A 25,060-nucleotide genomic window follows, 5' to 3' on the forward strand; every position below is an offset into this window, starting at 1 on the left:
CGATTTCCAGTGCCGCGTCGGTGGTCAGTACGGCTGGGAACCCGGCGTCGACTTCGTCAGATCCTGCGCCAGCATCACGATGATGCCACTCGGACCCCGGAGGTAGGTGAGCTTGTAGACGTCCTCGTACTCGGCGACCCCGCGCAACGGATGACACCCGTGCCGCGCGGCGATTTCGAGTGCCGCGTCGAGATCGTCGACGGAGAAGGCGACGCGATGCATCCCGATCTCGTTGGGCAGCGTCGGATTCGTCTCGATCGCGTCGGGATGGATGTACTCGAACAACTCCAGCCGCGCATGTCCGTCCGGCGTCTGGAGCATCGCGATCTTCGCATGGTTGCCGTCGAGACCGACTGCGGTGGAGGCCCATTCACCACTCACCTCCTGTCTGCCCACGACGGTGAGACCGAGGTCGGTGAAGAAGGCGATCGCCTCCTCGATGTCGCGGACCGCTATGCCGACGTTCTCGAGTGCGATGGCCATGGGTTCCACGCTAGACCCGTTCGCCGCTGGGCACCCCGACAACGCGGAGAGCGCGGGTCTTGTCGCGAATGTCCGCCATACGACGAAGATCCCGTCGCGTCGTGGCCCGACAACCGGGCCGGAACGCAACGGGATCATCAGATGATCGGGTTCGCCCGAACTCGGACTGCCTTCTTGACGACGCTCGACTTGAGCTGCATCTTGCCGAAGCCGGGCACCGCCGCGTCGATGTCGTGATCACCGACGCCGTCCGAGATCAGGCGGATGCCACGGACTTTCGTGCCGATCTTGATGGTGCCGCCACCGCCGCCCTTGACCTTGACGGTCTTGACGATGGTGACGGTGTCACCGTCGGCGAGGACGTTGCCGACCGAGTCCTTGACCACCGCGTCGGCAGCGGCCTCGGCCGCGTCGGACGCCGACCACTCGTGACCGCACATCGGGCACACCAGCAGGGCACCCTGCTCATAGGTGAACTCCTGCGAGCACTCCGGGCAGGGCGGCAGCTGATCAGACATTGAACCGGAACTCGACCGAGTTCCGGCACGGACGAACATCTGGCACACCTGCCTCGCAATCCGATACACTCGTATCGATTAGGAGGTGCCAGTGAGCCGAGGTGTGGGGCGGGACCACGAGACAGTGCGCGGCGCTATCGCTGCCGCAGCGTGCGTACTGGTGGCGGAGGAAGGTGCCGGCGCGTTGACGGTGCGACGAGTTGCTGCCGCTGCTGGGGTCTCGCCCGGCCGGGTTCAGCACTACTTCCCCGACCGCACTGCTCTGATGCTCGCGGCCTTCGACTCGGTACAGCACGCCGTTGCCGCAGAGGTGGCCACGGCCGTCGGGGAAGCCGCCGCGCCGGAACAGGTGTTGACCGCCGTCCTGCGCGCGATGATTCCCACCGACGACACAGCGATGCGACGACTGCGGGTGGTGGCGCAGTTCGAGTCGCTGGCGCTCACGGAGGACATCCTGGCGACGAGGATCCGCGAGGGGCACGCCGAACTTCTCGCCTTCCTCGAACGCCTCCTGGAATCCAGCAGGATCCGCCTCGACTCGAACAACACCGAAGGCACTCTTCAGGGACTCCTTGCTACGGCCGAAGGGCTCAGCGGGCAGGTTCTCCTCGGCCAGTCCTCGCCCGATCGGGCGCTCGCGCTGCTGCAGACATCCATCGACGACATGTTTCGAGGAGTCGCATCGTGACCACGCAATCATCAACGACGCTGAGGCCCCTCCGGTGGGGAGCCGGCCTCATCCGGGGGAGATTCGAGGTGCACCGGAACGGACATCACTACGTCGTCGACTCCGGGTACCTCGATCTCGATGAGCGCATCTCCCTGTACCGCGACGGTCGCCTCGTCGACACAACGCGACGCAAGGCCTCCTTCGCCATCGAAGACGGCGCGCACATCGAGGCAGCTGTCGCAAAGCTCGGGATGAAGTACGTACGCATCCGCGAGGCGAAGGCACGGGAGACCCAGCCGCTGACCCCTGCTGCGGGCACCGCCGAGGCTTGGCGAGCGAACCTCGACCGACAGCACCCCGCAACCAGTCGAGCAGTCGGAATCGTCGCCACCCTCATCGTCGTGGGGGTGCTTCTGCTCGAGCTTCCTCAGCTGATCAACCTCGTCGGTCTGCTGACGTCGTACGTCGGGCTCCCAGTATTCGAGATCCCAGCGATCCGCCTCGCGGGTTGGCAGAACCTCCTCGTCATCATCGCCGGAGGCCTCGCGGCGATCGAACGAGGGCTGAGCATGAGATACAACCCACTCTTGGACGACTGAACCCCCGCTGGTCAACGCGATAGGCAGCCAATCGCCTCACACATTGAAGCGGAACTCCACGACGTCGCCGTCCTGCATGACGTAGTCCTTGCCCTCCATGCGGACCTTGCCGGCGGCCTTGGCCGCGGCCATCGATCCGGCCTCGTCGAGGTCGTCGAACGACACGATCTCGGCCTTGATGAAGCCCTTCTCGAAGTCGGTGTGGATGACGCCGGCGGCCTTGGGAGCGGTGTCGCCCTGGTGGATGGTCCAGGCGCGCGCTTCCTTGGGACCCGCGGTCAGGTAGGTCTGCAGGCCGAGGGTGTGGAAGCCGGCGCGGGCGAGCGAGGTCAGGCCCGGCTCCTCCTGGCCGATCGAGTCGAGCAGCTCCTGCGCGTCCTCCTCGTCGAGTTCGAGGAGTTCGCTCTCGACCTTGGCGTCGAGGAACACGCAGTCCGCAGGCGCGACCGCGGCACGGAGTTCGGCCTTGCGGTCCTCGTCGGTGAGGACGCTCTCGTCGGCGTTGAAGACGTAGAGGAACGGCTTGGCGGTCATCAGGTGCAGCTCGCGCACCGACGACAGGTCGAACGAGTCCTTCTGGGAGAACAGCGTCTTGCCGCCGTTGAGGATCTCCTGCGCCTTCTTGGCGGCCTCGAGGGTCTCGGCGACGTCGCGGTTCTTGCGCGCCTCCTTCTCCAGGCGGGGGATCGCCTTCTCCAGGGTCTGCAGGTCGGCGAGGATCAGCTCGGTCTCGATGACCTCGATGTCGGAGAGCGGGTCCACCCGACCGTCGACGTGCACCACGTCGGCGTCGGCGAACACGCGGACCACCTGACAGATGGCGTCGGCCTCGCGGATGTTGGCGAGGAACTGGTTGCCCATGCCCTCACCCTCGGAGGCGCCCTTCACGATGCCCGCGATGTCGACGAACGACACCGTGGCCGGCAGGATGCGCTCGCTGCCGAAGATCTCGGCGAGGCGGTTGAGCCGCTTGTCCGGCAGTTCGACCACGCCCACGTTGGGCTCGATGGTGGCGAACGGGTAGTTGGCCGCCAGCACATCGTTGCGGGTCAGGGCGTTGAACAGGGTCGACTTACCGACGTTGGGCAGACCGACGATTCCCAGGGTGAGACTCACGGGGGTCCAGTCTATCGGCACCGGCCACGACACCCGACGCTGCGTCGGGCAAGGCGGCGGCGCCGGCCGTCACTCCTTGGAGCGGAACCTGTCGAATGGGTTCTTCGAGCCTTTCGACCCGGCCTCGTCGGACACCCCGAGTTCGGTGTTCACCGGCGCCCCCTCGGGCGCCAGCGTCTCTCCGGCGCGTTCGGCGATCTGCTCGTTGATGTAGCGAAGCACCACGGCGAGCGAGGCGGCCGCGGGCACCGCCAGGAAGGCGCCGGTGATGCCGAACAGCGTGCCGCCGAGGGTCACCGACAACAGCACGATGACCGCGTGCAGGTCCATCGACTTCGCCTGCAGCCACGGCTGCAGGACGTTGCCCTCGAGCTGCTGCACCGCCAGGATGACGCCGAGCAGGATCAGCGCGGTGGTCAGGCCGTTGGAGACGAGCGCGATCAACACCGCGAGCGCGCCGGCCACGAAGGCGCCGACGATCGGGATGAAGCCGCCGAGGAAGGTGACCACCACCAGCACCCCGGCGAGCGGGACGCCCAGGACGAACAGGCCCACGCCGATGAGCGCGGCGTCGACGAAGCTGACGATCGCCTGCGTCCGGATGAAGCCGCCGAGGCTGTTCCACATGCGCAGCAGCACCTCGCCGAGGTGGGTGCCCGAGGGCTTGCCCACCGACCGGTCGAGCCACGGCACGAACTTGGGGCCGTCCTTGAGGAAGAAGAACACCAGCACGAAGGTCGTGAACAGGGTGACCAGCAGCGAGGTCGCGGTGCCGACCCCGCTGAACACGCCCGACGCGATGGTCGTGGCACTCGACTGCAGCTTGTGCGTGATCGTGTTGACGATGTTGTCGAGCTGTTCGTCGTTGATGTTCAGCGGCGGCCCCTGGACCCAGTCCTGGAGGCGTCGGATGCCCTCGATCGCGCGCGACGCCAGTTCCGGCGTCTGGTCGACGACCGACGGCACGATCAGCGCGATCACACCGGCCAGCACGCCGATGCCGACGAGCATCATCAACAACGACGCCGCGGCCGGCGGGACGTTGTGGTTGCGCAGCCAGCGCACCGGCGGCCACAGGATCGTGCACACGATGATCGCGAACAGCACCGGGAGCAGGACCACCCAGAATTTTCCGAGCAGCCACATGAGCACCCAGAGCGCGGCCACGACGAGCACGATCTCGGCCGACACGATCGCACAGGAACGCAGCCCGGCCAGCATCACCTGGGCCCGGGTCGGGAAGGCCTTCTCGTCGGAGCCGCCGAGAACCGCGTCGCCGCCGAGCACGGCGTCGGCTCCCACGGGGATGGAGTCTTCGGAACCGCTCGCGTCGTCCGCGCGCCGGTCGTCAGTGCTGTCAGTCACGCCGACGATCCTCACATACCGCGGTGACTTCGTCGGCTCGACGCGGCGATGGCGAGGTCCACATTCACCCGGACGCCACCCGCGTGTCCGGCGCGCTACCGCCGACGCAACTTGCGACCCAGGAACCGGATGAGCGAATTGATGGCCTCGAGTTCGGCGTCGACCTGGTTGAACGCCGCGGGAACGTCGTCGCGGCCATGCCTCTCGACCTCCGGGATGTCGTGTGACCGACTCCGATCGACAGGCTCCTCGACCCGTTCGCGATCCCACGGAACAGGCGCGACTGTCCGCTCGGTCTCTTCCCTGAGCGCACGCTTGATCGTCTCGCGGCCGTAGAGGCCCATCATCATCTCGAGGGCCCAGTCGGGCATCGAGGTGAGGGGCAGCTCGTCGTGCCGGCTCCCCCGCCGGCGATCGAACCGTGTGGACATGGCGACATGGTGCCACAGCGCTGTAAGCCAGGTCACAACATTCGACGCAGATGTCACGTCCGATTTCCGCCAGACCGGGAGCCCGCCGAATGACACAGTGGAGCCGTGACCATCACGAGCACGGGACCGGCCGTCTTGGACTTCGACCGCTGTTACCGGGCGCTTCAGGCACGCGACGCCCGGTTCGACGGCCAGTTCTTCGTGGCGGTTCGCACCACCGGCATCTACTGCCGCCCCTCCTGCCCCGCCCAGACGCCCAGGCCCCACAACGTGTCGTTCGTGCTCACCGCCGCGGCGGCGCAGCAGCAGGGCTACCGCGCGTGCCGGCGCTGTGCCCCCGACTCCGTGCCGGGCTCGCCCATGTGGAACGCCAACGCCGACGTCGCGGCCCGCGCCATGCGGCTGATAGCCGACGGCGTCGTCGAGCGCGAAGGGGTTGCCGGCCTGGCCGCCCGGCTGCGGTACTCGCCGCGGCACCTGAACCGGGTCCTCACCGATCAGCTCGGGGCCGGCCCGTTGGCGCTGGCCCGTGCGCATCGCGCGACGAATGCGCGCGTCCTGATCCAGTGCACGTCGATGCCGATGGCCGACGTCGCGTTCGCCGCGGGCTTCGCCAGCGTGCGTCAGTTCAACGACACCGTCCGCGAGGTCTTCGGCCTCACCCCGACACAGTTGCGGCGGCTTCCCCGCGGTCGCAGCCGGACCCCGGTTTCGGTTCCCGGCGCCGTGAGCCTGCGCCTGCCGTTCCGGGCGCCCTATCGCTGGCAATGGATGCGGTGGTTCCTCGGCGCACACGCGGCGGCCGGCGTCGAGACCCTCGTCGACGATCCGCAGGCGCCACTCGGCTGGCGGTATCGGCGAGTCGTCCGGCTCCCCCACGGCCCGGCCGTCGCCGAGATCGAGCCGGGCGACGACCACGTGACGGTGCTGCTGTCGCACCTCGACATGCGCGATCTCGGAACCGCGGTGAACCGCGTGCGTCGCATGTTGGACCTCGATGCCGACATCCGGGCGGCGGAAGACGTTCTCGGCGCCGATCCGGCTCTCGCGCAACCTGTCCGGAGGGCAACCGGCCTGCGGGTGCCGGGCAGCGTCGACCCCGGCGAGACGATCATCCGCACCATGCTGGGTCAGCAGGTCAGCCTCGCCGCGGCCCGGCACCACGTCGAACGCCTCGTCGCAGAGCTCGGCGAACCACTGCACGACGCCGACACCGGCGACGCGCCCTCGCCCCACGCCCATTCGCCCGTCACCCCGCCGCCCGAAGCCCCGCCGCCCGTCGCCTTCCCGAGCGCGGAGGCCATCGCCGCACGCGGACGCGAGGTGCTGCGCGGTCCTCGACGACGCGTCGAGGCCGTCGTCGCCGTCGCCGAGGCGCTTGCCGAGAACCGGGTGGAACCGCATGTGGGGGTCGATGCGTCTGAGTTACGTGCGCAACTGCTCGAGTTGCCCGGCATCGGCCCCTGGACCGCCGACCTCGTCGTCATGCGGGTGACCGGCGATCCCGATGTGTTGCTCGACGGCGACCTAGTCGTCTCACGGGCCGCGGCCGACCTCGGGCTCGACCTCCGCGACACAGCGCGATGGGCACCGTGGCGTTCCTACGCCTCGATGCACCTCTGGCACCACGCGCTCGCCGCCGCAGGCGAACACGTATGACGGGCAGACATCGACGCCAGGGCCACCGTTGCCGGACACGAGACGACCCCGCCGACCTGATGCAGGCCACCGGGACAGATTGCGGCAGAACCAGACCCGGCAGAACCTCCGAATCCCAAGACCTCCGAATCCCAGACCTCACCGCAAGGAGCGACATGTCCGCACCATCCGCAGTCACCTCCGCGACCACACCGTCCGACCCCGCCGCCGACTCGGGCGTCGGCCGCTTCGCGACCGTCGGCACCCCGAACGGACCGTTCACGCTGATCGCCGACCAGGCAGGTCGCGTCCTCGCCTCCGGCTGGACCGATGACCCCGCCTACCTGGCCGCGTTGGTCCACCGGTCGCTGCGCCCGACGACCCTCGAGCAGTCCGACGAGCTCGGCGACCTCACCGACGCCGTGACGGCGTACTACGCCGGAGACCTCGACGCACCCGCGCGAGTCCCGGTCGTCCAGCACTCCGGCGGCGCCTTTCTGACCCGGGCGTGGGACGCCCTGCGGACCGTCGCTCCCGGGAAGCCGGTGACGTACACGCAGTTCGCCCGACTCGCCGGCGAACCCGCCGCCGTCCGGGCGGCCGCGACCGCGTGCGCCCGCAATGCCGCCGCCCTCTTCGTCCCGTGCCATCGGGTCAGGCGCAGCGACGGATCGCTCGGCGGGTTCCGCTACGGCCTCGACACCAAGCAGTGGCTGCTCGAGTTCGAGGAACCCGAGGCTCCCGAACCGCAGGACTGACACGGGCCGCCGGGGCACGGCGCCCGGCCCGCCGCGCACCCTGCCCACCCCGGCATCCCGGTTCCGGTGCGGCCCGCCCGTGGTTGTCGGTGCCGTCGGACACCATCGGGGGCATGATCGCAGCAGCCCTGTCCCTCGTCTTCGGCGTCGTGCTCGGCATGGCACTCGGATGGTGGGCGCACGCCGCCCGCAGTTCCGCGGTGGTGGCCGCAGCCCGTGCCGAGGTCGAGATGTTGCGCGAGGGCCGCAACGAGGTGGCGTCGACACTGTCGTGGGCCACCGAGGACGCGGCACGCCGGCAGTCGACGGCCATCGGCAACCAGGTGCAGCACATCGTCGAGCCCCTTCGCTCCACGCTCTCGCAGCTCGCGGAGGAGTTGCGCCGGGTCGAGTCGAACCGGATCGGCGCCTACGCCGGGCTGACGGAGCAGGTGCGGGGCATCCACGCCGCTTCGGCGGCCCTCAACGAGCAGACCCGGCAACTGGCCAATGCGCTGCACAGTTCCCACGCGCGCGGGCGCTGGGGCGAGGTGCAGCTCGAACGCGTCGTCGAGCTGGCGGGGATGACCAAGCACTGCGACTTCAGCACGCAGGTGTCGCGGGCGGACAGGGTCTCCGGCGGCACCGTCCGACCCGATCTCGTCGTCCATCTCGCCGGCGGGCGCGACATCGTCGTCGATGCCAAGGTGCCGCTGGACGCCTACCTGCGGTCGGCGGAGACGACCGAGACGGCCACGCGTGACCGTCTCCTCGGCGAGCACGCGCGGGCGCTTCGCGCGCACATCGCGCGGTTGTCGGCGAAGGCCTACTGGTCGGCGTTCGACAACACCCCCGAGATGGTGGTCCTGTTCCTGCCCGCCGACGCGGTGCTCGAGGCCGCGGTGCGGACCGACCCCGATGTCCTGGAGTACGGGTTCGCGCGGAACGTGGTCATCGCGACGCCGTCGACCCTCATCGCGCTCCTGCGCACCGTCGCCCTCGGGTGGCGTCACGACGCGATGGCGCGCGAGGCCGCGGTCATCCACGGGCTCGGCGTGGAACTGCACCAGCGCCTGGCCGCGGTCCTCTCCCATCTCGGGTCCCTGGGCACCTCGCTGCAGCGCACCGTCGACGCCTACAACTCGACCATCGGCTCGGTGGAGAGTCGCCTCGGCGTCACCGCGCGCCGCCTCGCGGAGCTCGACGCGCTCGGGGAGGTGGGTGAGCCGGAACGCCCCCGCGTGATCCACGACACCTGCCGATCGGCCGGATCGGCGGGCGCACCTGCGACGACGCCGGTCGGCGCGTCCACGCCACGCAGCGGCGGTGGAGCCTTTTCCGGTGACGAACCGGTACCGTGACCATGTGTCTTCCCCGCAACGTCTTCAGACCGCGGTGCCGCTGGACGAGCAGTCCGTGCTGCCCGCGGTCCGCGGTGTGCCGTGGTGGGGCGCTGTCCTCCTGGCCACCGGGATCACGGCCCTCGGCGCGGCGATCGACGCCGGCAGCAACGACTCGCTCGGCGGGATCTACAAGTTCTTCTACCTGGTCGGATGTGTGCTCGCCGCGCTGGCGGTACGCCGTCGGGCGCTGTTCACCGCCGGCGCGCAACCACCGCTGATCGCCTTCTTCGTCAGCATCGTGACCCTGTACGGACTGAACTCCGAGCAGGCGTCGTCGGGCCTGAAGAGCCTCATCATCAAGGTCCTGCTCCCGGTCGCCGCCGATTTCCCGTGGATGGCGACCGTCTTCGTGGTCACCCTGGCCCTGGTTCTCGCACGCTGGTTCCTCACCCGAGACACGTCCACACGGACGACTCCGGGCAAGCAGAGGTCGTCGGCCGCACGCACCGGCTCCCGCTCTGCCCGAGACCGGGCGGGCAAGAACGCCTCGGACACCGCGGATCGTCCGACGACGCGTCGCGCCCGGGACGGCTCCACCCCGCCCCCCAGGTCCTCGGCCTCCAGGTCCTCGTCTTCCAAGACCGCGACGCCGAGGACCTCCACCGCGCGTTCGGCTTCTGCGAAGGCCGCCGGCGGGGCGTCGGAGTCGGGACGTCCGCGCCCGCCGCGCACCGGTGGCGGCAAGGATCGTCCCACCGCGTCGGCGCGCCCCTCGACCGTCGAGCGTCCCGCCGACCGTGAGCGTCCCGCCGGCGGGGACCGCGCCGCGACCGCACAGCGGGCCGCGTCGGCCGCCCGACCCACGGTCGCCGATCTCGCCGCCCCCGAGCTGACCCCGTCGGATGCGCCGACCGCGGCCACCGATCCGGCGGCCCCGTCGTTCCCGACCTACGAGTCGAGCACGGACATCGCTGACACCCGCTCGTAGGGGCCGCCGAACCACTGTCGCCATTCCCGCCCGGGCTCGGTCGCCTCGAAGCGCGAGCCCGGGCGGGGGTGGCGATCGTCGTCTGCGGGCTCAGCCGTAGACGTGGGTCTCGACCCACTCGCCGAGGCGGCGGGCAGCTGCGTCGACGAGGTCCGGCCACTCCATCGCGCCCTCGTCGGCGTTGTCGGTGACCGCCTTGACCAGCCTGCACGTGACCCCGAACTTCGCGCTGACGTGTGCCACCGCGCAGCCCTCCATGTCGACGAGATGGGCGTGCCGCGCCAGTTCGGCACGACGCACCGGGTCGGCGACAAAGGTGTCGCCCGAGGCGAGGACCGTGCCGTCCCCGTCCGGGAGCTCCCAGCGGTCGGTCATGTCGTAGCCCATCGCGCGGAGCTCGGCGCTGCTGATGTCGTGTTCGAGCACGGCCGACGGCACGAACAGGTCCCGTCCGTCGCCGACGACCTCGTCGCGCAGCGCTCCCGCGGTGCCGATGTTGATCACCTGCCGGACCGGCGGCCCGGAGGCCAGTTCGCGGCTCAGCGTCATCGTGGCCCGAACCTTGCCGATCCCGGTGACCAGCAGCCGCGCACCGGACGGCACGTGCCGGGCCTCGGCGTGCGTCGCGGAGGCGATCAGGACATTCTCGGGCAGCAGTTCACCGGTCACCGGCTGATTATCGCCTGCCCGCGCCGCACGCGGGCACCGGCGCCGCCCACGCCCATACGGAGCGCGGTCCCGGCCGGCACCGGAGAGTGCGCGACTCAACCGCGGGCGAGCGCCAGCACCGCGCGAGCCGCGCGCCCGAGCGCCGTGCCGTAGCTGGGGCCGTGTCCGGCGGCGTGCACCGCCAGCGGATGCAGCTGATGAACCTCGATGCGGTCCTGCCAGCCCTCCACCAGCGGATGGACGTCCTCGTAGCCGGCGAGGATGTCGCCGAGCAGCGGACAGCCGAACAGGGCGAGCATCGCGAGATCGGTCTCGCGGTGCCCGCCGTGCGCGGCCGGATCGATCATCACTGCTCCACCCGATGTCCACTGCACGTTGCCGTTCCACAGGTCGCCGTGGATGCGGGCCGGCGGTTCGTCGTCGTCGAAGACGCCGGAGGCGATGAGTTCGCACGCCTGCCGCACCGCATCGTGGTCGGCGGCGGTCAGGTACCCGGCGTCCAGCGCCGGGCGCAGGTAGGGCTCGACGCGCTCACGCGCGTAGAACTCGCCCCAGGTGTCGTATTCGACGGAGCTGAGCGTCCGGCGCCCGATGAACAACTGGCCGCGATGACCGTCGGGAGGCGAGCCGAAACGCGGCGCCCCGGCGTCGTGCGTGCGCGCGAGCGCCGCCCCGAACTCGCGCGCCGCACGGCGGTCGGGCCGGGCGGAGTCCAGCAACTCGAGTTCGATGGCGTCGACGCCCACCCGCAGCACCCTCACCACCGGCGCCCCGGCGGCGGCGAGCCAGCGCAGTCCGGCGGCCTCGGCTGCGAAGAAGTCCGGATGACCGCCGGGCGGACCGCTGTCCCGCAGCGTCTTCCGGAAGACGCGACTCACTGCGCGGGATGCTCGTCGCGGGCGCGCGCCTCGAGTGCGGGACCGCTCACGCGTGCGAGCCGATCGAACCGGTCGTTGGCCACCCGCATCACGATCTCGTAGGGCAGGGCGAACTTCCGCGCCCACCAGTACCCGAAGCGGATGTCGAAGGACGTGTAGACCATGAAGCGGTTCTTGCGCACGCCCTTGAGGATCGCCGCGGCCGCCTTCTCCGGCGACACCGCGATCTTGTGGAAGCCGTCGATGGCGGACTTGACCCGCGGGTCCTCGCGGTTGACGCCGACGATCTGCACGGTGTCGACCAGCGGCGTGTCCACTCCGCCGGGACACACCAGCGACACCCCGATGCGGTGACGACGCAGATCGAATCGCAGCACCTCGGAGACCCCGCGCAAGCCGAACTTGCTCGCGCTGTAGGCGGCATGCCACGGGAGCGCGAGCAGGCCCGCAGCCGACGACACGTTGACGATGTGCCCGCCCTGACCGCGCCGCACCATCTGCGGCACAAAGCATTCGATGATGTGGATCGGCCCCATGAGGTTGACGTCGACCATCGACTTCCAGTGCCGGTGCTCGAGGTTCTCGACGGTGCCCCAGGCAGAGATCCCGGCGATGTTCATCACCACGTCCATCACGCCCACCTCGGCGTCGACCTGGCGGCCGAAGCTGCGCACCCACTCATAGTCGGAGACGTCGCCGGCGACGTGGTAGAGCACCGTGCCGCCGGCGCGTGTGATCTCGTCCACCACGGCGTCGAGCCGGTCCGCGTGCAGGTCGGTGAGCACGAGCTCGGCCCCCTGCGCCGCGGCCGCCTCGGCGGTCGCCTTGCCGATACCGCTGGCGGCGCCGGTGATCAACACCTTGCGTCCGCGCAGCGAGGGAACGGGCGTGTCCATCACCAGGAGATCTCGAAGACCCATGAGCCCGAGGTTAGCCGTCCGCGACCGTCCGGCTCAGCCGATCGGCAGCTTCCCGTCGAAGAGCCCGTACAGGATCGTCAGCATCGCCTTGAGGACCTGGGCGGACACGTCCTGGCCCTGTGTCGACAACAGCTGCAGCACGTCCTCGGAGTCCTGGCTGGCGAGCAACTGCTGGACGAACGGGATGACCGACGCCAGGCCGCTCGCGTCGTCGTATTGCGGCTGCGCCGGCGCGGGTCCGGTACCGGTCACCGCATTGCCGTTGACGTACTTCAGGATTCCGTCGGTGATCGCCAGCGCGTACTTCACCTGACCCTCGCGCCCGGACAGGGCGGCCGCCTCGGACGGATTGGACAGGTTGCCCAACTCGATGAAGACGGCCGGCACCTTGGTCAGGTTGACCGCGGCGATGTCCGAACGGGTCTGGATGCCGTTGTTCACCCCGGCGTAGTTGGCGGGCGGGAATCCGGCGGCGAGGAACGCGTCGCGCATGATCTCCGACGCCTTGCGCCCCTGCTCCGATTGGACGCGGTTGACGGTCGGGTCCGGGATCGGCAGCGACGGCACGATCATGTGGAAGCCCTTCTTGCCGGCGTCCGCGCCCCGACTGGTCGAGTCGGCGTGCAGGCTCACCGCGACGGAGGCCCCGGAACGGCTCGCGGCTGCGGCACGCTCGTCGACGCACCCGCCCCAGCCGGTGTCATCGGGACGGCTGAGCACCACGCGTGCGCCCTGGCTCTCGAGGCCGGCCTTCACCAGCTGGCTGATCTGCCAGTTGATGGTGTGCTCCTTGGCCCCGTTGACGCCCGTCGCGCCGGTGGTCTGGCAGTCCTTCTTGCCGCCGCGGCCGTCGGGGACCTGCTCGTTCAGGTTGTGCCCGGCGGAGCTCCCCTGGTGACCCGGGTCGAGGAAGATCGTCTTTCCGGCCAGCGCGGTACCGCGGGCAGGCTCGGCCTGCGCCGGCGCCACGGTCAGGTTCGACGCCACCACGGTCGACGCCACCGCAGCCGCGACGAGGGCGGTCGTCATCATGCGCTTCTTCATCACGTTCTGGAACATCCGCGTTTCAAGGCGATGGCCTCAGCCGACCCGGCCGGGACCGTACGCCTCACTCCTCCCGTTAGACACATTGGTCACACTGGTCACAGACTTCACAGTGAAACAGGAGTTGCAGAGAATGCGAAATGGTCGACCAGGCAGAACGGGATTTCGTTAGCCAAGTGTGACATCAGGGTCGGCGTGTCGCGTGAGCTGCGACACATCCGGGGGTTCGGACACGTGCCGCAACACACTCAGGATGCCGTTGGGGTCTGCCGGGTCGTCCGTTCTCGTGACGACGCCCTCGAGTTCGGCGAGGACGGCGTCCCGATCCATCCCCCGCCCGATGGCGACGAGTTCGGTGGCGGGAGTCGCCCCGTCCCAGGACTCACGTTCGACCCTGATGAATCCGCCCACCCCGTGGACCACGAACTTCTGCCGGTGCCGCGGCACGTCGAAATGGACGATGCCCTTGATCCGGAAACACCCTGCGGGCGGGCGCTCCAGGAAGCGCGCCAGCCGACGCGGGTGAAGCGGCTCGCCGCTGTGGAAGGACACCGACTCGTATCCGGCGTGCAGATGCTCGTGATGGGACTCGGCGGCCTCCTCGAGCAGGAGCTCGTCGAGCGTGAGCTGCCCGCTGCGCGGTTCGTCGGGTGCCGCCTCGCCGACGTCGAACAGCAGCGCCGGGTCGATCCGCGCCTGCGTCGTCGGGATCGCGGCGGCGGTCGGGTTGAGCTGCCCCACAAGCGCTTCGACGCGGCGTCGCGCGTCGTCGGCGATCAGGTCCGCCTTGTTGACGAGGATCAGGTCGGCGATCGCGATGTGCGAGTCGATCTCGGGGTGTTCGGCGCGCACGGCGTCGATGTTCGCGGCGTCGACGACGTAGACCAGGCCGCCGTAGCGCAGGCGGGGGTCGGCGACGGCGGCCACCATTCGGATGAGCGCCTTCGGCTCGGCGATGCCGCTCGCCTCGATGACGATCGCGTCGATGCCCGCGCCCGGCCGCACCAACGACACCAGCGCGTCCTCGAGGCCGTCGGCGTCGACGGTGCAGCACATGCACCCGTTGCCGAGGCTGACGGCGCCGTCGGCCTGCGCGGACACCAGCAGGGCGTCGATGTTCACCGCCCCGAAGTCGTTCACGAGCACGCCGAGCCGGGTCCCGGATGCGCCGGCCGTGCGGAGCAGATGGTTGAGCAGGGTCGTCTTGCCCGATCCGAGGAAGCCGGCGACCACGATCACCGGCACCGGCGGCCGGGACGGGCGGGCTCCGCTCAGCCCAGGCATGCCGGGCAGATCACGGCGAGGTCCCGACCCTCCCGGTCGGGGTGGTTGGCCACATTGCTGGTGGACGCGCCGCACTCGACGCAGGTACCGATGTCCTCGGCCTCGTCGGAGAACGTCATGCTCATCCGGTTGTCGAAGACGAAGAGCGATCCGCGCCAGAGGCCCTTGTCCCGGAATCGCTCTCCGTAGCGGACGATGCCGCCGTCGAGCTGGTAGACCTCGTTGAAGCCCCGCTTGCGCATGACCGCGGTCAGCACCTCGCAACGCACCCCGCCGGTGCAGTAGGTGACGACCGGACGGTCCTTGAGATGGTCGTAGGCCCCGCTCTCGATCAGCGGGACGAAGTCGCGCGTGGTCCGCGCCTTGGTGACGACGGCACCCTCGAAGCGTCCGACCTGGGCCTCGATCTCGTTGCGGCCGTCGAAGAAGACGACCTCGTCGCCGCGCTCCTCGACGAGCCGGTGCACGTCGTCGGGCGCGAGACGCACCCCGCCGCCGACCACGCCGTTCTCGTCGACCTCGATCTCGTCCGGGACGCCGAAGGTGACGATCTCGGGGCGCGTCCGGACGCTCAATCGGGGGAAATCGTCACCCGTGCCGTCGGACCATTTGATGTCGGCGTCGGCAAAGCCCGGATACGACTTGGTGGCCCGGACGTAGCGCTTGACGTCCCTGATGTCGCCGCCGACCGTGGCATTGATCCCATGCCGTGACACGATGATCCTGCCCCGCAGCCCTAGTGACTCGCAGACCGACTGCTGCCACAATCGAATGGCTTCTGGATCGGGAAGCGGGACGAAGACGTAGAACAGAACGATCTTGGGGGTCGACACAATGCAAGGGTACGGAAATCGGCAGAGACCACCCGTACGCCTCCCCCTCCCCGCCGGCTCGTGGCGGCCTGCCCATTTCGGTCGGATTCTCGGCGGCGGGTTCGCGACCGTGGCGGCCGCGACCCTCGTGACCGTGGCGGGTTGTTCCCTGCCCACCGACACCGCGCCTTCGCGAATCGTCATCCCGACGACCGACCCGTTGTCGACGATCACCGAGGTGGAGTCGGCGACCGCGACGAGCAGCACGACGCGCGAGGACCGCGCCGAGAATCTCCCGGATTGGACCATCGGGCGGGTCGTCGCCCTGGCCCCGCGGGTGGACAATTCCCGTTTTCACCAGGGGGCGGTGACCCCGGATTCGCCGATACAGGAGTCGTCGGGCTTCCATTTCTCCACCCCGGACCGGTCGGTCAATTGCTCGACTGGGACCAGCGGCACGGGCGCGCTCGCGTGCCGGATCAATGACGACGCCGGCGCGGGCCGCTCCTCGCGGGCCAACCGGCCCACCGCGACCTCCGGCGCATGTGAGTGGGCCTCCGATTACGTGATCCTGAGTTCGGACGGACCACAACGCGGCGCCTGCGCCAATCGCTATCCCGTTCTCTACCGATCCACGATTGTCGACTACGGGCACACGATTTCCGTATCGCGATTCTCCTGCCTGGTGGAGAGGGTCGGCCTGTTCTGCCTCGAATCGCGCTCCAAATCCGGTTTCGCGGTGACGCCCGACGGTTATCGGCCCATCTACTCCGCAGATCGGGCGCCCGAAGATCTCGTCCCCCTCTCGGATGAGGAAACCGATATCTCGACCCGGGGGGCGACGCCGATCACGCCCACAACCCGGGCCACCGACGCCACATCCCGCGATCGGACACGCCCGACACTTCCTACGAGCACCAGCACAGAGCCCACTCGCTGAGAATTGCCGTGTCTCCGCTTCCCTCATCCATTTGAGTACTTTATGGTCTAGGCGGGGGTTCTCAGCAGCTGCTCAACATTCGTGGCTAGTCTGTGTACCGAGAAAAAGATCAATACGGGGCGGATAAGGTTTGATAGGCCTTACACATCCCGTGCTGGTCGCATGACACAAATCGAGGGGAAAGCGTTTCATGGCAAAGAAGGAAATCGTTCAGGTCATCGATGATCTCGATGGCAAGGTTCTTGATCAGTACGAAACCGTTCGCTGGTCACTCGACGGCAAGAATTACGAGTTCGACACCTCGGCCAAGCACGCTCAGCAATTCCGCGATTCGCTGCAGAAGTACCTCGAGGTCTCGCGCCAGGTCGGTCGCACCACCAAGCGCGCGTCGACCACGACGACCTCGTCGGGCGGCCGCAACAAGGAGACCACCAAGGCGATCCGCGAGTGGGCCATCCGCGAGGGCTACGAGCTCAGCGATCGCGGCCGCATCCCCCAGAGCATCATCGATGCCTTCGAGGCCGCGCACTGACGCGTGACACCACAGATCTCTCCTGCCGCCCGGCCGCACTCGTTGCGCCGGGCGGCAGGCGTCTGCGCCCGGCACCGCCGCCCATCGGCCCGATGACGCCCGGCAGCCCGCGGTGAGGCCGCTGACGCCCCTGTCTCCCCCGGTGGACCCGGTGGAGGCGCTCACCCGCATCTCGTGGCTGCTCGAGCAGCGCCGCGAGAGCAGCTACCGGGTGGAGGCATTCCGGCGGGCCGCCCGGGCGGCCGCGCAGACGGGACCGGACGATCTACGCGCCAGGTCCGCCGCCGGAACCCTCACGTCCGTGAAGGGCATCGGGAAGACCACCGCGACCGTGATCTCCCAGTCCCTCGCCGGCGAACTGCCCGACTACATTTCGCGGCTGCAGGCCGAGGACGCTCCCCATCCGCCCGGGGGCGCCGACGACATGGTCGCGGCGATCATCGGCGATCTCCACGCGCACACGGACTTCAGCGACGGCGGGGCGCCCGTCGAGGAGATGGCCGACGCCGCGGTGGCCTTCGGGCACGAGTGGCTCGCCATCACCGACCATTCACCGCGCCTCACGGTCGCCAACGGGCTGAGTGCCGAGCGGCTGGCCGCCCAGATCGAGGTGATCGACGCGTGGAATGACGACCACACCGGCGAGTTCCGGCTCTTGCGCGGCATAGAGATCGACATCCTCGACGACGGGGCACTCGATCAGTCCGACGAGATGATCTCCCGCCTCGACGTGGTGACCGCGTCGGTCCACTCGAACCTGCGGATGGCCCACTCCCCCATGACGGAGCGGCTCGTCACCGCGGCGTCGGACCCGCGGGTGCACGTCCTCGGACACTGCACCGGCCGGCGGGTGCTGTCCGGACGCGGGCATCGTCCGCCGTCGACCTTCGACGCCCGCACCGTCTTCGAGGCGTGCGCGGCGCACGACACCGCCGTGGAGATCAACTCGCGTCCCGAACGCGTCGACCCGCCCGACGACCTGATCCGCATCGCTCTCGACGCCGGGTGCCTGTTCGCCGTCGACTCCGACGCACACGCCCCTGGACAGCTGGAGTTCAAGGTGCTCGGCGCCCGGCGCGTCGTCGAGCACGGCATCGATCCCGACCGGATCGTCACGACCTGGTCGGCAGACCGGTTGTCGGACTGGCTGTCCCGATGAGGCGCGCGATCAGCGGGAACAGCAGGACCGTGGTCGCACCGGCGGCGACCAGGGTCGAGGCCAGCGACTGACCCATGAGTCCGGAGTCGACGGCGACCTCGGTGACCGCGACGATGATCGGCAGGCCCGTCGCCGCGAACAGCGCGAGCCGAGTCCGTTCCCGCGGGTGCCGCAGGAAGTGGCCGTCGTCGACGAAGCGCGCGCCGAACCACACGGGAAGTCCGCGCGCGACCGCGATGGCCAGGACGAGCACCATCCAGGTGCCCGGCATGGCGGCGACCGCGGAGACGTCGATGTTCATGCCGGAGGTGACGAAGAAGATCGGGATCAGGACACCGAACCCGATGACCTCGAGCGACCTTCCGATCTCCGGGTGCTCGGGGCCGATGAGCCGGCGCAGGATCAGCCCGGCCGCGAACGAGCCGAGGACGACGTCGAGGTCGAACACGGCGGCGACGGTCATCAGGGACACGAGCAGCAGCATCACCACCCGGACCGGCAACTGCACGGTCCCGCCGGACATCCGGGTGACCGCGGTGCCGATCCACGGCGCACGGGAGAGGACGGCGCCCGGGGTGATGGCGACCAGGAGCGCGGCGACCCCGAAGAGCACCAGCACGACGATCGCGCCGGCGATGCTGCGGCTGGTCAGCAGCAACGACATCGCGAGCACCGGACCGAGCTCGCCGACGGCGCCGTGGGCCATCACCGCACGCCCGAGCACGCTGCGGTCGAGACCCGCCTGCTTGAGGATCGGCAGGAGGGTGCCGAGGGCGGTCGACGTGAGGGCGATCGCGATGGCGATGTGCGCCGTGAACCCCGCCTGACCGAGCCCCATCGAGAAGGCCGCGGCCACCGACGCCCACGCGACGAGCAGTCCGATCAGCCAGGACGCCTGCGCGACGCGACCGGTCCTGCCCGACAAGAGCTTCGGGTCCAGTTCGTAGCCCGCGAGCAGGAACAGCATGCCGAGCCCGAGCTCGCTGAGCATGTCCAGCCCGTCGCGCCCGGCCCATCCGAGGGCATGCGGACCGACGACGACCCCGAACGCCAGCAGCAGCACGGCGTCGGGCACATAACCGCGCGACAACCTCGACAGCAGCGGGGAGACGACGGCGATGGCGGAGATCCAGAAGAGCGACTCGATCATCGACACATCGGCCGCGCCCGCCTCGGCAAGGAGCATGGGCAACATCCTGGCACGACCGGGTTCCCCCGGCCGGGTTCGGCGCTATGCCAGGGCGCCGACCCGATCCCGCAGCACGGGCAGCACGCCCTCGGCGAACCAGTGCGCCTCCTCGACGTGCGGATACCCGGACAGGATGAAATGGGAGAAACCCTGCGCCTCGTATTCACCGATGAGCGAGGCGACCTCGGCATGGCTGCCCACGAGTGCGGTACCGGCTCCCCCGCGGATCAGTCCGACGCCGGCCCACAGGCCGGGGTGGATCTCCAGTGCGTCGCGCCGTCCGCCGTGCAGTTCGGCCATCCGCCGCTGACCGGTGGAGTCCGATCGCGAGTGCAGTGCGAACGCGGTCGCGATCTCGTCGTCGGTGATGTCGGCCAGCAGCGCGTCGGCGACCCGCCACGCCTCCTCGGACGTTTCTCGCGCGATGACGTGCAGGCGCACGCCGTACTCGAGGGTTCGGCCCTCGGCGGCGGCGCGGCGGGCCACCTCGGCGATCTTCGCGCCCGCCACCGCCGGCGGCTCACCCCACGTCAGGTAGACCTCGGCGTGCTGCGCGGCGACGGTCAGCGCGGGGTCCGACGAGCCGCCGAAGAAGATCCGCGGACGCGTCTCGGGCGGATCGGCGAGGAACGCGCCGGCGATCCGGTAGAACTCGCCGTCGAAGTCGACGGTCTCCCCGTCCCACAGGCGTTCGACGATCTCCAGGAACTCGGCGGTTCGCGCGTAGCGGCGATCGTGGTCCTCCCAGTCGCCGAAGCGGCGCTGTTCCACCTCGTCGCCGCCGGTCACGATGTTGACCGCCACGCGCCCGCCGGAGAACCGTTGCAGGGTGGCGGCCTGCTGCGCGGCGAGGGTGGGTGAGATCAACCCCGGCCGGAATGCGACGAGGAACGTCAACTGCCGCGTGTGGGTGATCGCCGCTGCGGTGGTGAGCCACGCGTCCTCGCACCAGGTCCCGGTCGGCGTGAGCACGCTCTCGTAACCGAGCCGGTCGGCGGCGCGGGCGACGTCGATCAGGTAGGGCAACTCGGGAGCGCGATAACCCGGCGGATGCCGTTTGGTGGCCGAGGCGTGTGACGCCCCGACGATCCCGCGGCTGTCACCCGCTGTGGGCAGGAACCAGTGGAAGTGGCTCATGGTCGTCGATTCCCTTCGGTGGCCGGGTTGGTCGGTGTGGGTGTGGACGGGATCGGGGCACGTGCGCCGGCGATCACGACGCAGGTTGCTCGAAGTACTCCGCGAGGGCCGGGTCGTAGCGGTTGTCCACGAAGTCGGCGAACGTCAGATCTCCCTGGAGCTGACCGGATTTGCTGAAGGCGTCGGCGAGTTGCTGCTGGGATGCGACGACCGAGTCGTCGAGTGCGATGGCCGGACGCAGGCTCCGTCCCTGGGCGAGTCTGCCCGCCTCGGGGTCGATCCCGACCTCCGCGGAGTACTTCTGCGCCCACTCGTCGGGGTTGGCCCTGGCCCACGTCGCCGCGCGGGCGATACCGAGCACGAGTTCGCGGACCGCGGTGTTGCGGCGCGGGTCCGCGAGGGCCTGGTCGGAGGCGATGCCGAAGCCGTACCCGTTGGACACCCCCGAGGCCGTCACCAGGGTCCTGGGCTTGTTCTCGAGCTGCACGATCGCCGTGTACGGGTCCCAGATCGCCCAGGCGTCGACGTTTCCGGAGGTGAAGGCGGACAGCGCATCGGCCGGCTGGAGGAACACCGGCTCGACGTCCTTGCCCGGGCCGAGGGTCAACCCGGCCCTGTCGAGCTGGAGCAGCAGGTGGCCGTGGGCGGAGCTGCCCTTGGCGACGGCCACCTTCTTGCCCGCGAGATCGCCGACCGAGGAGAGGGTCGAGGAACCCGGGACCAGGATCGCGTCGCCCTCGGCGTCGTTGGCGTACCCGGAGACGACCTTGACCTTCGCGTTCGACGCCGCGCCGAAGATCGGCGGGGTGTTGCCGGTGACGGCGAAGTCGATCTTTCCCGCGGTGGCCGCCTCGATCTGCGGCGGCCCGGAGGTGAAGGTGGAGAACTCGACCTCGAAGGGCAGCTTCTCGAGCTCGCCGGAGGTCCGCAGCAGCGCCTCGGTGCCGCCCTTCTGATCTCCGACGCGGAGGGTGAGGCCCGACAGCGAGCCGACCTCGACGGTCTCGTTCGCGATCTCGGCGGTGGCGTCATCTCGCTGAACGCAGCCGGCCAGACCGAATGTGAGTGCGGCAGCGGCCATCACGGCCGCCATCACACGTCTGCGGCGCGGGCGGAGTCGGTGCGGGTGTGCGGACACGTCGGTGTGCGTCATCGAGGCTCTTTCGGTGGGTCGAGCGTGTGGACAGGGTCAGTTCGCGGTGTCGGCGACGCCGAGCGCGGCCAGCAGTTGCGTTCGCAGACGGGCGATCTCGGGAACGGCGTCGTCGAGTCCGGCGCGCGGTTCGGGAACGGCGATGTCCTCGACGATCCGTCCGCCGGCGAGGACGACGACGCGATCGGCGAGGCGCAGCGCCTCGTCGACGTCGTGTGTCACCAGAAGTGCGCCGAACCCGTTGTCGCGCCACAGCTTGATGAGCAGTTCGTGCATGGTGCGGCGGGTGAGCGCGTCGAGGGCGCCGAACGGCTCGTCGAGCAGCAGCAGGCGGGGACGCGCGACGAGGGCTCGGGCGAGTGAGACGCGTTGCGCCTGACCACCGGACAGCCGGCCGGGCCATGTCCCGACCTTGTCCGCGAGACCGACCTCCTCGAGGGTGCGGCGCGCACGTTCGGCGGCCTCGGCCCGGCCGACCTTCTCGCGGACGAGTCCGTGGACGACGTTCTGGAGCACCGTCCGCCACGGGAACAGCCGCGGTTCCTGGAAGGACACCGCCGGGAACCCGGCGGTGCGGACGGTGCCGGTCTCGGTCTGGGCCAGGCCGGCGAGCAGCCGCAACAACGTGGACTTCCCGCTTCCGCTGCGGCCGATCAGCGCGACGATCTCGCGCTCGCCGACACGCAGGGTGACGTCGCGCAGGACGGTGTTGTCGCCGTATCGCAGACTCGCGTTCTGCACCTCGGCGGCGGGGCGACCGACGGCACGTCCGGTCTCGGGCGGGCCTGCGGTGATCTCGAGGTCGCGGGTCGCGATGGCGGTCATGGCGGGACCTTTCCTGCTCGGTCGGACACTCTGCGGACGAAAACTGTTCGGATGGAGACCGTTCGGGCGGAAACCGCCCGGACGAACCCGGCTCGGGAGAACGGGCATGCGGGTCAACGGTTCTGATATCGAGTCGTATAGCGCTCGAGGGCTCGTACGATGGCGTCGGTGATCAAGCCGAGTGCGGCGTAGACGATCAGGCCGAAGAAGATGATGTCGGTGCGCAGGAAGTCGCGGGCGTTGTTGATCAGGTAGCCCAGGCCCGAGGTGGCCGCGATCTGCTCGGCCACGATCAGGCTCAGCCAGGCGATCGCCAGCGCCTGGCGCAGTCCGACGAGGATCTGCGGCATCGCACCCGGAATGATCAGTTCCCGGATCGTCATGACCCTCGAAAACCCCAATACGCGAGCGGTTTCCACGAGTTTCGGGTCGATCTGGCGGATCGCCGCCGACGTGTTGAGGTACAGCGGGAACAGGGCGCCGAGCGCCACGAGCAGCACCTTGGGCATCTCCCCGATCCCGAACCACAGGATGAACAGCGGGATGAGTCCGAACAGCGGCAGCGCGCGGATCGCCTGCATGTTGGGATCGACGATCGAGTCGGCGTAGCGGCTCAGCCCGACGAGGAGCCCGAGGCCCACGCCGACCGCGACACCGATCGCCAGTCCGATGGCCACGCGTTGCGCCGACGCCGCGACGGCGTCGAGGAGATGCCCGTTGGAGAACACCTCCCAGCCCGCCTCGGCGATCAGGGACGGGGCCGGGAGGCGGTCCTGCGGGATGATGCCGAGCGCGCTGCCGACCTGCCAGAGCACGAGCACCGCGACCGGCGACAGCGCGCGCAACACGGTGTGCAGGCGAGGTCTGGTCGGCTTCGCGCGAGCGGATCCCGAATCCGCAGAAGTAGATTCAACGGCGCTCCGGGCACCGGCCACGTCGTCGTTCACAGTCGTCTCGGCCACGGGCCCGACGCTACGAACCGAGGTGTGGTCGACGACACCCTTGCAGTCAGCGTGGGTTCAAGTCCACCTGTCGGCGGCTCGTCGGGTACGACGGATGATCACCGCACTCGTGCCGGAGGCCGAGCCGGTGACCTCGATGACCGGCCCTCCCGGCCGATCGGGTTGCCCTGCCTTGTCTTTCACCTTCGACCAGCCGGACAGGTGCAGGTCCCGGTATCGGATCTCCTGGTCCGGGCCGAGGCGCAGCTTCACCGTCGACACCGACACCTGCAGTTGCAGGACGGTGGACGGTCCGGCGAAGCGCGCCCCGGAGAAGTCGAGATCGATGGTGCCCACCGACGCGGTGGCGTGGATCGCGGGAGGGACGTCCCAGGAGCCCTTGCGGCGGATCTCCTTCCACTCCGCGTCGAGTTGCAACGGTTCCTGCGGGGGCGCAGGGGGTGACGCGACGTGCGCCGGCGGGTCTCCGAACAGCAGCGCGCCGTTGGGAAGGTCGTGCAGGACCGCGCGCAGCTCGCGGCGGGTCTTCGCCGTGTACACGAGTCCGGACCGTTCCTCGAACTCGGGTATCTCCAGGTAGCCGGCGCTGAAGGCGTCGTTGAGCAGCGCGACGGCACGCTCGCGCTCCGGGTTCCCGACCCGTAGGTCATCGTCTGGGCTGCGGTCGACCATGCCCCCACCCTAGGCACCGTGCCGAGCGGCCTCCAGTCCCGTGGGCGCGCGATCGCGAATCCGCCGTCGGACGCACATCGGCACGGCGTAGCGTCGTCGGCGAGGAATCCAGCGTGATCGGAGGGCTTCGATGACCAGTTCGCAGGTGACGATGCCGGTCGCGTTCATCGGACACGGCAACCCGATGAACGCCTTGGAGCACAACCGCTACACCGAGGCCTGGCGTGCGCTCGGCCGTGCGGTGCCCAGGCCGCGGGCCATCCTGGTGATCTCCGCGCACTGGTACACCAACGCCACCGCGGTCACGGCGATGCCTCGCCCGCGCACCATCCACGACTTCTACGGGTTCCCTCAGGAGCTCTTCGACGTCCGGTACCCCGCGCCCGGCGACCCCGAGATCGCCGACCTGGTCTGCGAAGTGGTCAAGCCGACGTGGTGCGGCCTCGACATCGACAGCTGGGGCATCGACCACGGCACCTGGTCGGTTCTGGTGCACACCTTCCCCGACGCGTCGATCCCCGTTCTGCAGCTGTCACTCAACGCCTTCAAGGACTTCGAACATCACTTCGAGCTCGGCCGCAAGCTGAGCGCACTACGTGAGCAGGGCGTGCTGATCGTCGGCAGCGGCAACATCGTGCACAACCTCCGCGCGGTCGACTTCGGCAGGGCCGACGAAGGATACGACTGGGCCCACCGCTTCGACGACGCGGCACGGCAGACCCTGCAGGACGACCCCACCGCCGTCCTGCGACTCGACGCCCACCCCGATTTCGACCTCGCGGTGCCCACCCCCGACCACTTCCTGCCGCTGCTCTACATCGCCGGCCTGGCGGCCGAGTCGCCCCTCGACCTGCTCGTCGACGGGTACGCGGCCGGTTCGATCTCGATGGCGGCCTACACCCAGGGACTCGACCTGGAGGCGGGGCGGTTCGGCAGCGAGCCGGCTGCCGAACTGCCCTCGGACCTCCCGCCGACGGACTCGAACATCTGAGGCCG

Annotated in this window: 27 protein-coding genes; 10 read left to right on the forward strand and 17 right to left on the reverse strand. The window is 69.4% G+C overall.

The features are described 5' to 3' along the window. Positions 1-24: 24 nt before the first annotated feature. Together GP2_RS01505 and GP2_RS01510 are read right to left on the reverse strand one after the other, a co-directional pair. Positions 25-483, reverse strand: coding sequence for a VOC family protein (locus GP2_RS01505; RefSeq protein WP_006898683.1), 459 nt, complete (start codon positions 481-483; stop codon positions 25-27). A 137-nt stretch (positions 484-620) separates the two neighbouring features. After that, positions 621-1,001: a zinc ribbon domain-containing protein YjdM gene (locus GP2_RS01510; protein ID WP_006898684.1), complete on the reverse strand. Its 381-nt coding sequence runs from the start codon at positions 999-1,001 to the stop codon at positions 621-623. Positions 1,002-1,104: 103 nt separating this feature from the next. Here GP2_RS01510 and GP2_RS01515 point away from each other — a divergent pair, with 103 nt between their 5' ends. Beyond that, complete coding sequence (locus GP2_RS01515; protein ID WP_016697625.1) at positions 1,105-1,689, forward strand: TetR/AcrR family transcriptional regulator; 585 nt, start codon at positions 1,105-1,107, stop codon at positions 1,687-1,689. Beyond that, the gene (locus GP2_RS01520) at positions 1,686-2,270 is read left to right on the forward strand and encodes a hypothetical protein (RefSeq protein WP_016697626.1); all 585 of its coding nucleotides are present in this window, start codon (positions 1,686-1,688) and stop codon (positions 2,268-2,270) included. Before GP2_RS01515 ends, GP2_RS01520 begins: the two co-directional genes overlap by 4 nt. Before the next feature lie 36 nt (positions 2,271-2,306). Here GP2_RS01520 and ychF read toward each other — a convergent pair whose 3' ends face one another. From ychF to GP2_RS01535, 3 genes are all read right to left on the reverse strand, one after another. Next, entirely contained in the window at positions 2,307-3,386 is a 1,080-nt protein-coding gene (ychF, locus tag GP2_RS01525; RefSeq protein ID WP_006898687.1) for a redox-regulated ATPase YchF, read from the reverse strand. Between the two features lie 69 nt (positions 3,387-3,455). Continuing rightward, the gene (locus tag GP2_RS01530; RefSeq protein ID WP_006898688.1) at positions 3,456-4,751 is read right to left on the reverse strand and encodes an AI-2E family transporter; all 1,296 of its coding nucleotides are present in this window, start codon (positions 4,749-4,751) and stop codon (positions 3,456-3,458) included. A gap of 95 nt (positions 4,752-4,846) precedes the next feature. Further along, the gene (locus GP2_RS01535; RefSeq protein ID WP_006898689.1) at positions 4,847-5,182 is read right to left on the reverse strand and encodes a hypothetical protein; all 336 of its coding nucleotides are present in this window, start codon (positions 5,180-5,182) and stop codon (positions 4,847-4,849) included. A gap of 105 nt (positions 5,183-5,287) precedes the next feature. Between GP2_RS01535 and GP2_RS01540 the strand changes: the two genes are divergently transcribed. The 4 genes from GP2_RS01540 (at position 5,288) to GP2_RS22380 (ending at position 9,888) form a co-directional block, all read left to right on the forward strand. Beyond that, entirely contained in the window at positions 5,288-6,841 is a 1,554-nt protein-coding gene (locus GP2_RS01540) for a DNA-3-methyladenine glycosylase 2 family protein (protein ID WP_006898690.1), read from the forward strand. Positions 6,842-6,996: 155 nt separating this feature from the next. Continuing rightward, positions 6,997-7,578 carry a methylated-DNA--[protein]-cysteine S-methyltransferase gene (locus tag GP2_RS01545; protein ID WP_006898691.1) on the forward strand — a complete coding sequence of 194 codons (582 nt, stop codon included), beginning with the start codon at positions 6,997-6,999 and terminating at the stop codon, positions 7,576-7,578. Between the two features lie 113 nt (positions 7,579-7,691). Continuing rightward, positions 7,692-8,918: a DNA recombination protein RmuC gene (locus GP2_RS01550; protein ID WP_006898692.1), complete on the forward strand. Its 1,227-nt coding sequence runs from the start codon at positions 7,692-7,694 to the stop codon at positions 8,916-8,918. 4 nt (positions 8,919-8,922) lie between these two features. Beyond that, positions 8,923-9,888, forward strand: a complete 966-nt coding sequence (locus GP2_RS22380) for a DUF6542 domain-containing protein (RefSeq protein ID WP_051997137.1) — start codon at positions 8,923-8,925, stop codon at positions 9,886-9,888. Positions 9,889-9,978: 90 nt separating this feature from the next. On the opposite strand, the gene GP2_RS01560 is transcribed toward GP2_RS22380, so the two are convergent. From GP2_RS01560 to trhO, 6 genes are all read right to left on the reverse strand, one after another. Continuing rightward, positions 9,979-10,542 carry a nucleosidase gene (locus GP2_RS01560; protein ID WP_085950489.1) on the reverse strand — a complete coding sequence of 188 codons (564 nt, stop codon included), beginning with the start codon at positions 10,540-10,542 and terminating at the stop codon, positions 9,979-9,981. Positions 10,543-10,652: 110 nt separating this feature from the next. Next, a complete protein-coding gene (locus GP2_RS01565) occupies positions 10,653-11,435 on the reverse strand; it encodes a fructosamine kinase family protein (protein WP_006898695.1) in 783 nt (260 codons plus the stop codon). Further along, the gene (locus tag GP2_RS01570) at positions 11,432-12,355 is read right to left on the reverse strand and encodes an SDR family oxidoreductase (protein ID WP_040526179.1); all 924 of its coding nucleotides are present in this window, start codon (positions 12,353-12,355) and stop codon (positions 11,432-11,434) included. Before GP2_RS01570 ends, GP2_RS01565 begins: the two co-directional genes overlap by 4 nt. Positions 12,356-12,388: 33 nt before the next feature. Then, entirely contained in the window at positions 12,389-13,414 is a 1,026-nt protein-coding gene (locus GP2_RS01575; protein WP_006898697.1) for an N-acetylmuramoyl-L-alanine amidase, read from the reverse strand. A 153-nt stretch (positions 13,415-13,567) separates the two neighbouring features. Next, the gene (locus GP2_RS01580) at positions 13,568-14,683 is read right to left on the reverse strand and encodes a CobW family GTP-binding protein (protein ID WP_006898698.1); all 1,116 of its coding nucleotides are present in this window, start codon (positions 14,681-14,683) and stop codon (positions 13,568-13,570) included. Further along, positions 14,671-15,516, reverse strand: coding sequence for an oxygen-dependent tRNA uridine(34) hydroxylase TrhO (trhO, locus tag GP2_RS01585; protein WP_006898699.1), 846 nt, complete (start codon positions 15,514-15,516; stop codon positions 14,671-14,673). Before trhO ends, GP2_RS01580 begins: the two co-directional genes overlap by 13 nt. 109 nt (positions 15,517-15,625) lie before the next feature. Between trhO and GP2_RS01590 the strand changes: the two genes are divergently transcribed. From GP2_RS01590 to GP2_RS01600, 3 genes are all read left to right on the forward strand, one after another. Next, positions 15,626-16,435 (forward strand): hypothetical protein, encoded by an 810-nt coding sequence (locus GP2_RS01590; protein ID WP_006898700.1) that lies wholly within the window; start codon positions 15,626-15,628, stop codon positions 16,433-16,435. Positions 16,436-16,625: 190 nt separating this feature from the next. Then, a complete protein-coding gene (locus GP2_RS01595; protein WP_006898701.1) occupies positions 16,626-16,967 on the forward strand; it encodes a histone-like nucleoid-structuring protein Lsr2 in 342 nt (113 codons plus the stop codon). 112 nt (positions 16,968-17,079) lie between these two features. After that, positions 17,080-18,126 (forward strand): PHP domain-containing protein, encoded by a 1,047-nt coding sequence (locus GP2_RS01600; RefSeq protein ID WP_174320681.1) that lies wholly within the window; start codon positions 17,080-17,082, stop codon positions 18,124-18,126. On the opposite strand, the gene GP2_RS01605 is transcribed toward GP2_RS01600, so the two are convergent. The 6 genes from GP2_RS01605 to GP2_RS01630 all read right to left on the reverse strand — a co-directional run bounded on the left by GP2_RS01605 (position 18,080) and on the right by GP2_RS01630 (position 24,064). Next, positions 18,080-19,312, reverse strand: a complete 1,233-nt coding sequence (locus GP2_RS01605; RefSeq protein WP_006898703.1) for a cation:proton antiporter — start codon at positions 19,310-19,312, stop codon at positions 18,080-18,082. The two genes, GP2_RS01600 and GP2_RS01605, sit on opposite strands and share 47 nt — an antisense overlap. 45 nt (positions 19,313-19,357) lie before the next feature. Further along, complete coding sequence (locus GP2_RS01610) at positions 19,358-20,452, reverse strand: LLM class flavin-dependent oxidoreductase (RefSeq protein ID WP_006898704.1); 1,095 nt, start codon at positions 20,450-20,452, stop codon at positions 19,358-19,360. Between the two features lie 73 nt (positions 20,453-20,525). Next, positions 20,526-21,545, reverse strand: coding sequence for an ABC transporter substrate-binding protein (locus GP2_RS01615; protein ID WP_040526206.1), 1,020 nt, complete (start codon positions 21,543-21,545; stop codon positions 20,526-20,528). Between the two features lie 96 nt (positions 21,546-21,641). After that, positions 21,642-22,430: an ABC transporter ATP-binding protein gene (locus tag GP2_RS01620; protein WP_006898707.1), complete on the reverse strand. Its 789-nt coding sequence runs from the start codon at positions 22,428-22,430 to the stop codon at positions 21,642-21,644. 113 nt (positions 22,431-22,543) lie between these two features. After that, positions 22,544-23,365 carry an ABC transporter permease gene (locus tag GP2_RS01625; RefSeq protein WP_371830984.1) on the reverse strand — a complete coding sequence of 274 codons (822 nt, stop codon included), beginning with the start codon at positions 23,363-23,365 and terminating at the stop codon, positions 22,544-22,546. A gap of 84 nt (positions 23,366-23,449) precedes the next feature. Further along, on the reverse strand, positions 23,450-24,064 hold the full coding sequence (locus GP2_RS01630) for a DUF1707 SHOCT-like domain-containing protein (RefSeq protein WP_006898709.1): 615 nt from the start codon (positions 24,062-24,064) through the stop codon (positions 23,450-23,452). Between the two features lie 151 nt (positions 24,065-24,215). On the opposite strand from GP2_RS01630, the gene ygiD reads away from it, so the two are divergent. Continuing rightward, the gene (gene ygiD / locus GP2_RS01635) at positions 24,216-25,055 is read left to right on the forward strand and encodes a 4,5-DOPA-extradiol-dioxygenase (RefSeq protein ID WP_502505169.1); all 840 of its coding nucleotides are present in this window, start codon (positions 24,216-24,218) and stop codon (positions 25,053-25,055) included. Positions 25,056-25,060: the final 5 nt, after the last annotated feature.

Origin of the sequence: Gordonia paraffinivorans NBRC 108238, from assembly GCF_000344155.1 — a bacterium.
Classification (GTDB): domain Bacteria; phylum Actinomycetota; class Actinomycetes; order Mycobacteriales; family Mycobacteriaceae; genus Gordonia; species Gordonia paraffinivorans.

Bases quoted from the DNA above. Each gene is read 5' to 3' on its own strand.
- GP2_RS01505 (WP_006898683.1), bottom strand. From the start codon at position 483: ATGGCCATCGCACTCGAGAACGTCGGCATAGCGGTCCGCGACATCGAG.
- GP2_RS01510 (WP_006898684.1), bottom strand. From the start codon at position 1,001: ATGTCTGATCAGCTGCCGCCCTGCCCGGAGTGCTCGCAGGAGTTCACC.
- GP2_RS01535 (WP_006898689.1), bottom strand. From the start codon at position 5,182: ATGTCCACACGGTTCGATCGCCGGCGGGGGAGCCGGCACGACGAGCTG.
- GP2_RS01545 (WP_006898691.1), top strand. From the start codon at position 6,997: ATGTCCGCACCATCCGCAGTCACCTCCGCGACCACACCGTCCGACCCC.
- GP2_RS01550 (WP_006898692.1), top strand. From the start codon at position 7,692: ATGATCGCAGCAGCCCTGTCCCTCGTCTTCGGCGTCGTGCTCGGCATG.
- GP2_RS01570 (WP_040526179.1), bottom strand. From the start codon at position 12,355: ATGGGTCTTCGAGATCTCCTGGTGATGGACACGCCCGTTCCCTCGCTG.
- GP2_RS01575 (WP_006898697.1), bottom strand. From the start codon at position 13,414: ATGTTCCAGAACGTGATGAAGAAGCGCATGATGACGACCGCCCTCGTC.
- GP2_RS01580 (WP_006898698.1), bottom strand. From the start codon at position 14,683: ATGCCTGGGCTGAGCGGAGCCCGCCCGTCCCGGCCGCCGGTGCCGGTG.
- GP2_RS01595 (WP_006898701.1), top strand. From the start codon at position 16,626: ATGGCAAAGAAGGAAATCGTTCAGGTCATCGATGATCTCGATGGCAAG.
- GP2_RS01605 (WP_006898703.1), bottom strand. From the start codon at position 19,312: ATGCTCCTTGCCGAGGCGGGCGCGGCCGATGTGTCGATGATCGAGTCG.
- GP2_RS01610 (WP_006898704.1), bottom strand. From the start codon at position 20,452: ATGAGCCACTTCCACTGGTTCCTGCCCACAGCGGGTGACAGCCGCGGG.
- GP2_RS01615 (WP_040526206.1), bottom strand. From the start codon at position 21,545: ATGGCGGCCGTGATGGCCGCTGCCGCACTCACATTCGGTCTGGCCGGC.
- GP2_RS01620 (WP_006898707.1), bottom strand. From the start codon at position 22,430: ATGACCGCCATCGCGACCCGCGACCTCGAGATCACCGCAGGCCCGCCC.
- GP2_RS01630 (WP_006898709.1), bottom strand. From the start codon at position 24,064: ATGGTCGACCGCAGCCCAGACGATGACCTACGGGTCGGGAACCCGGAG.
- ygiD (WP_502505169.1), top strand. From the start codon at position 24,216: ATGCCGGTCGCGTTCATCGGACACGGCAACCCGATGAACGCCTTGGAG.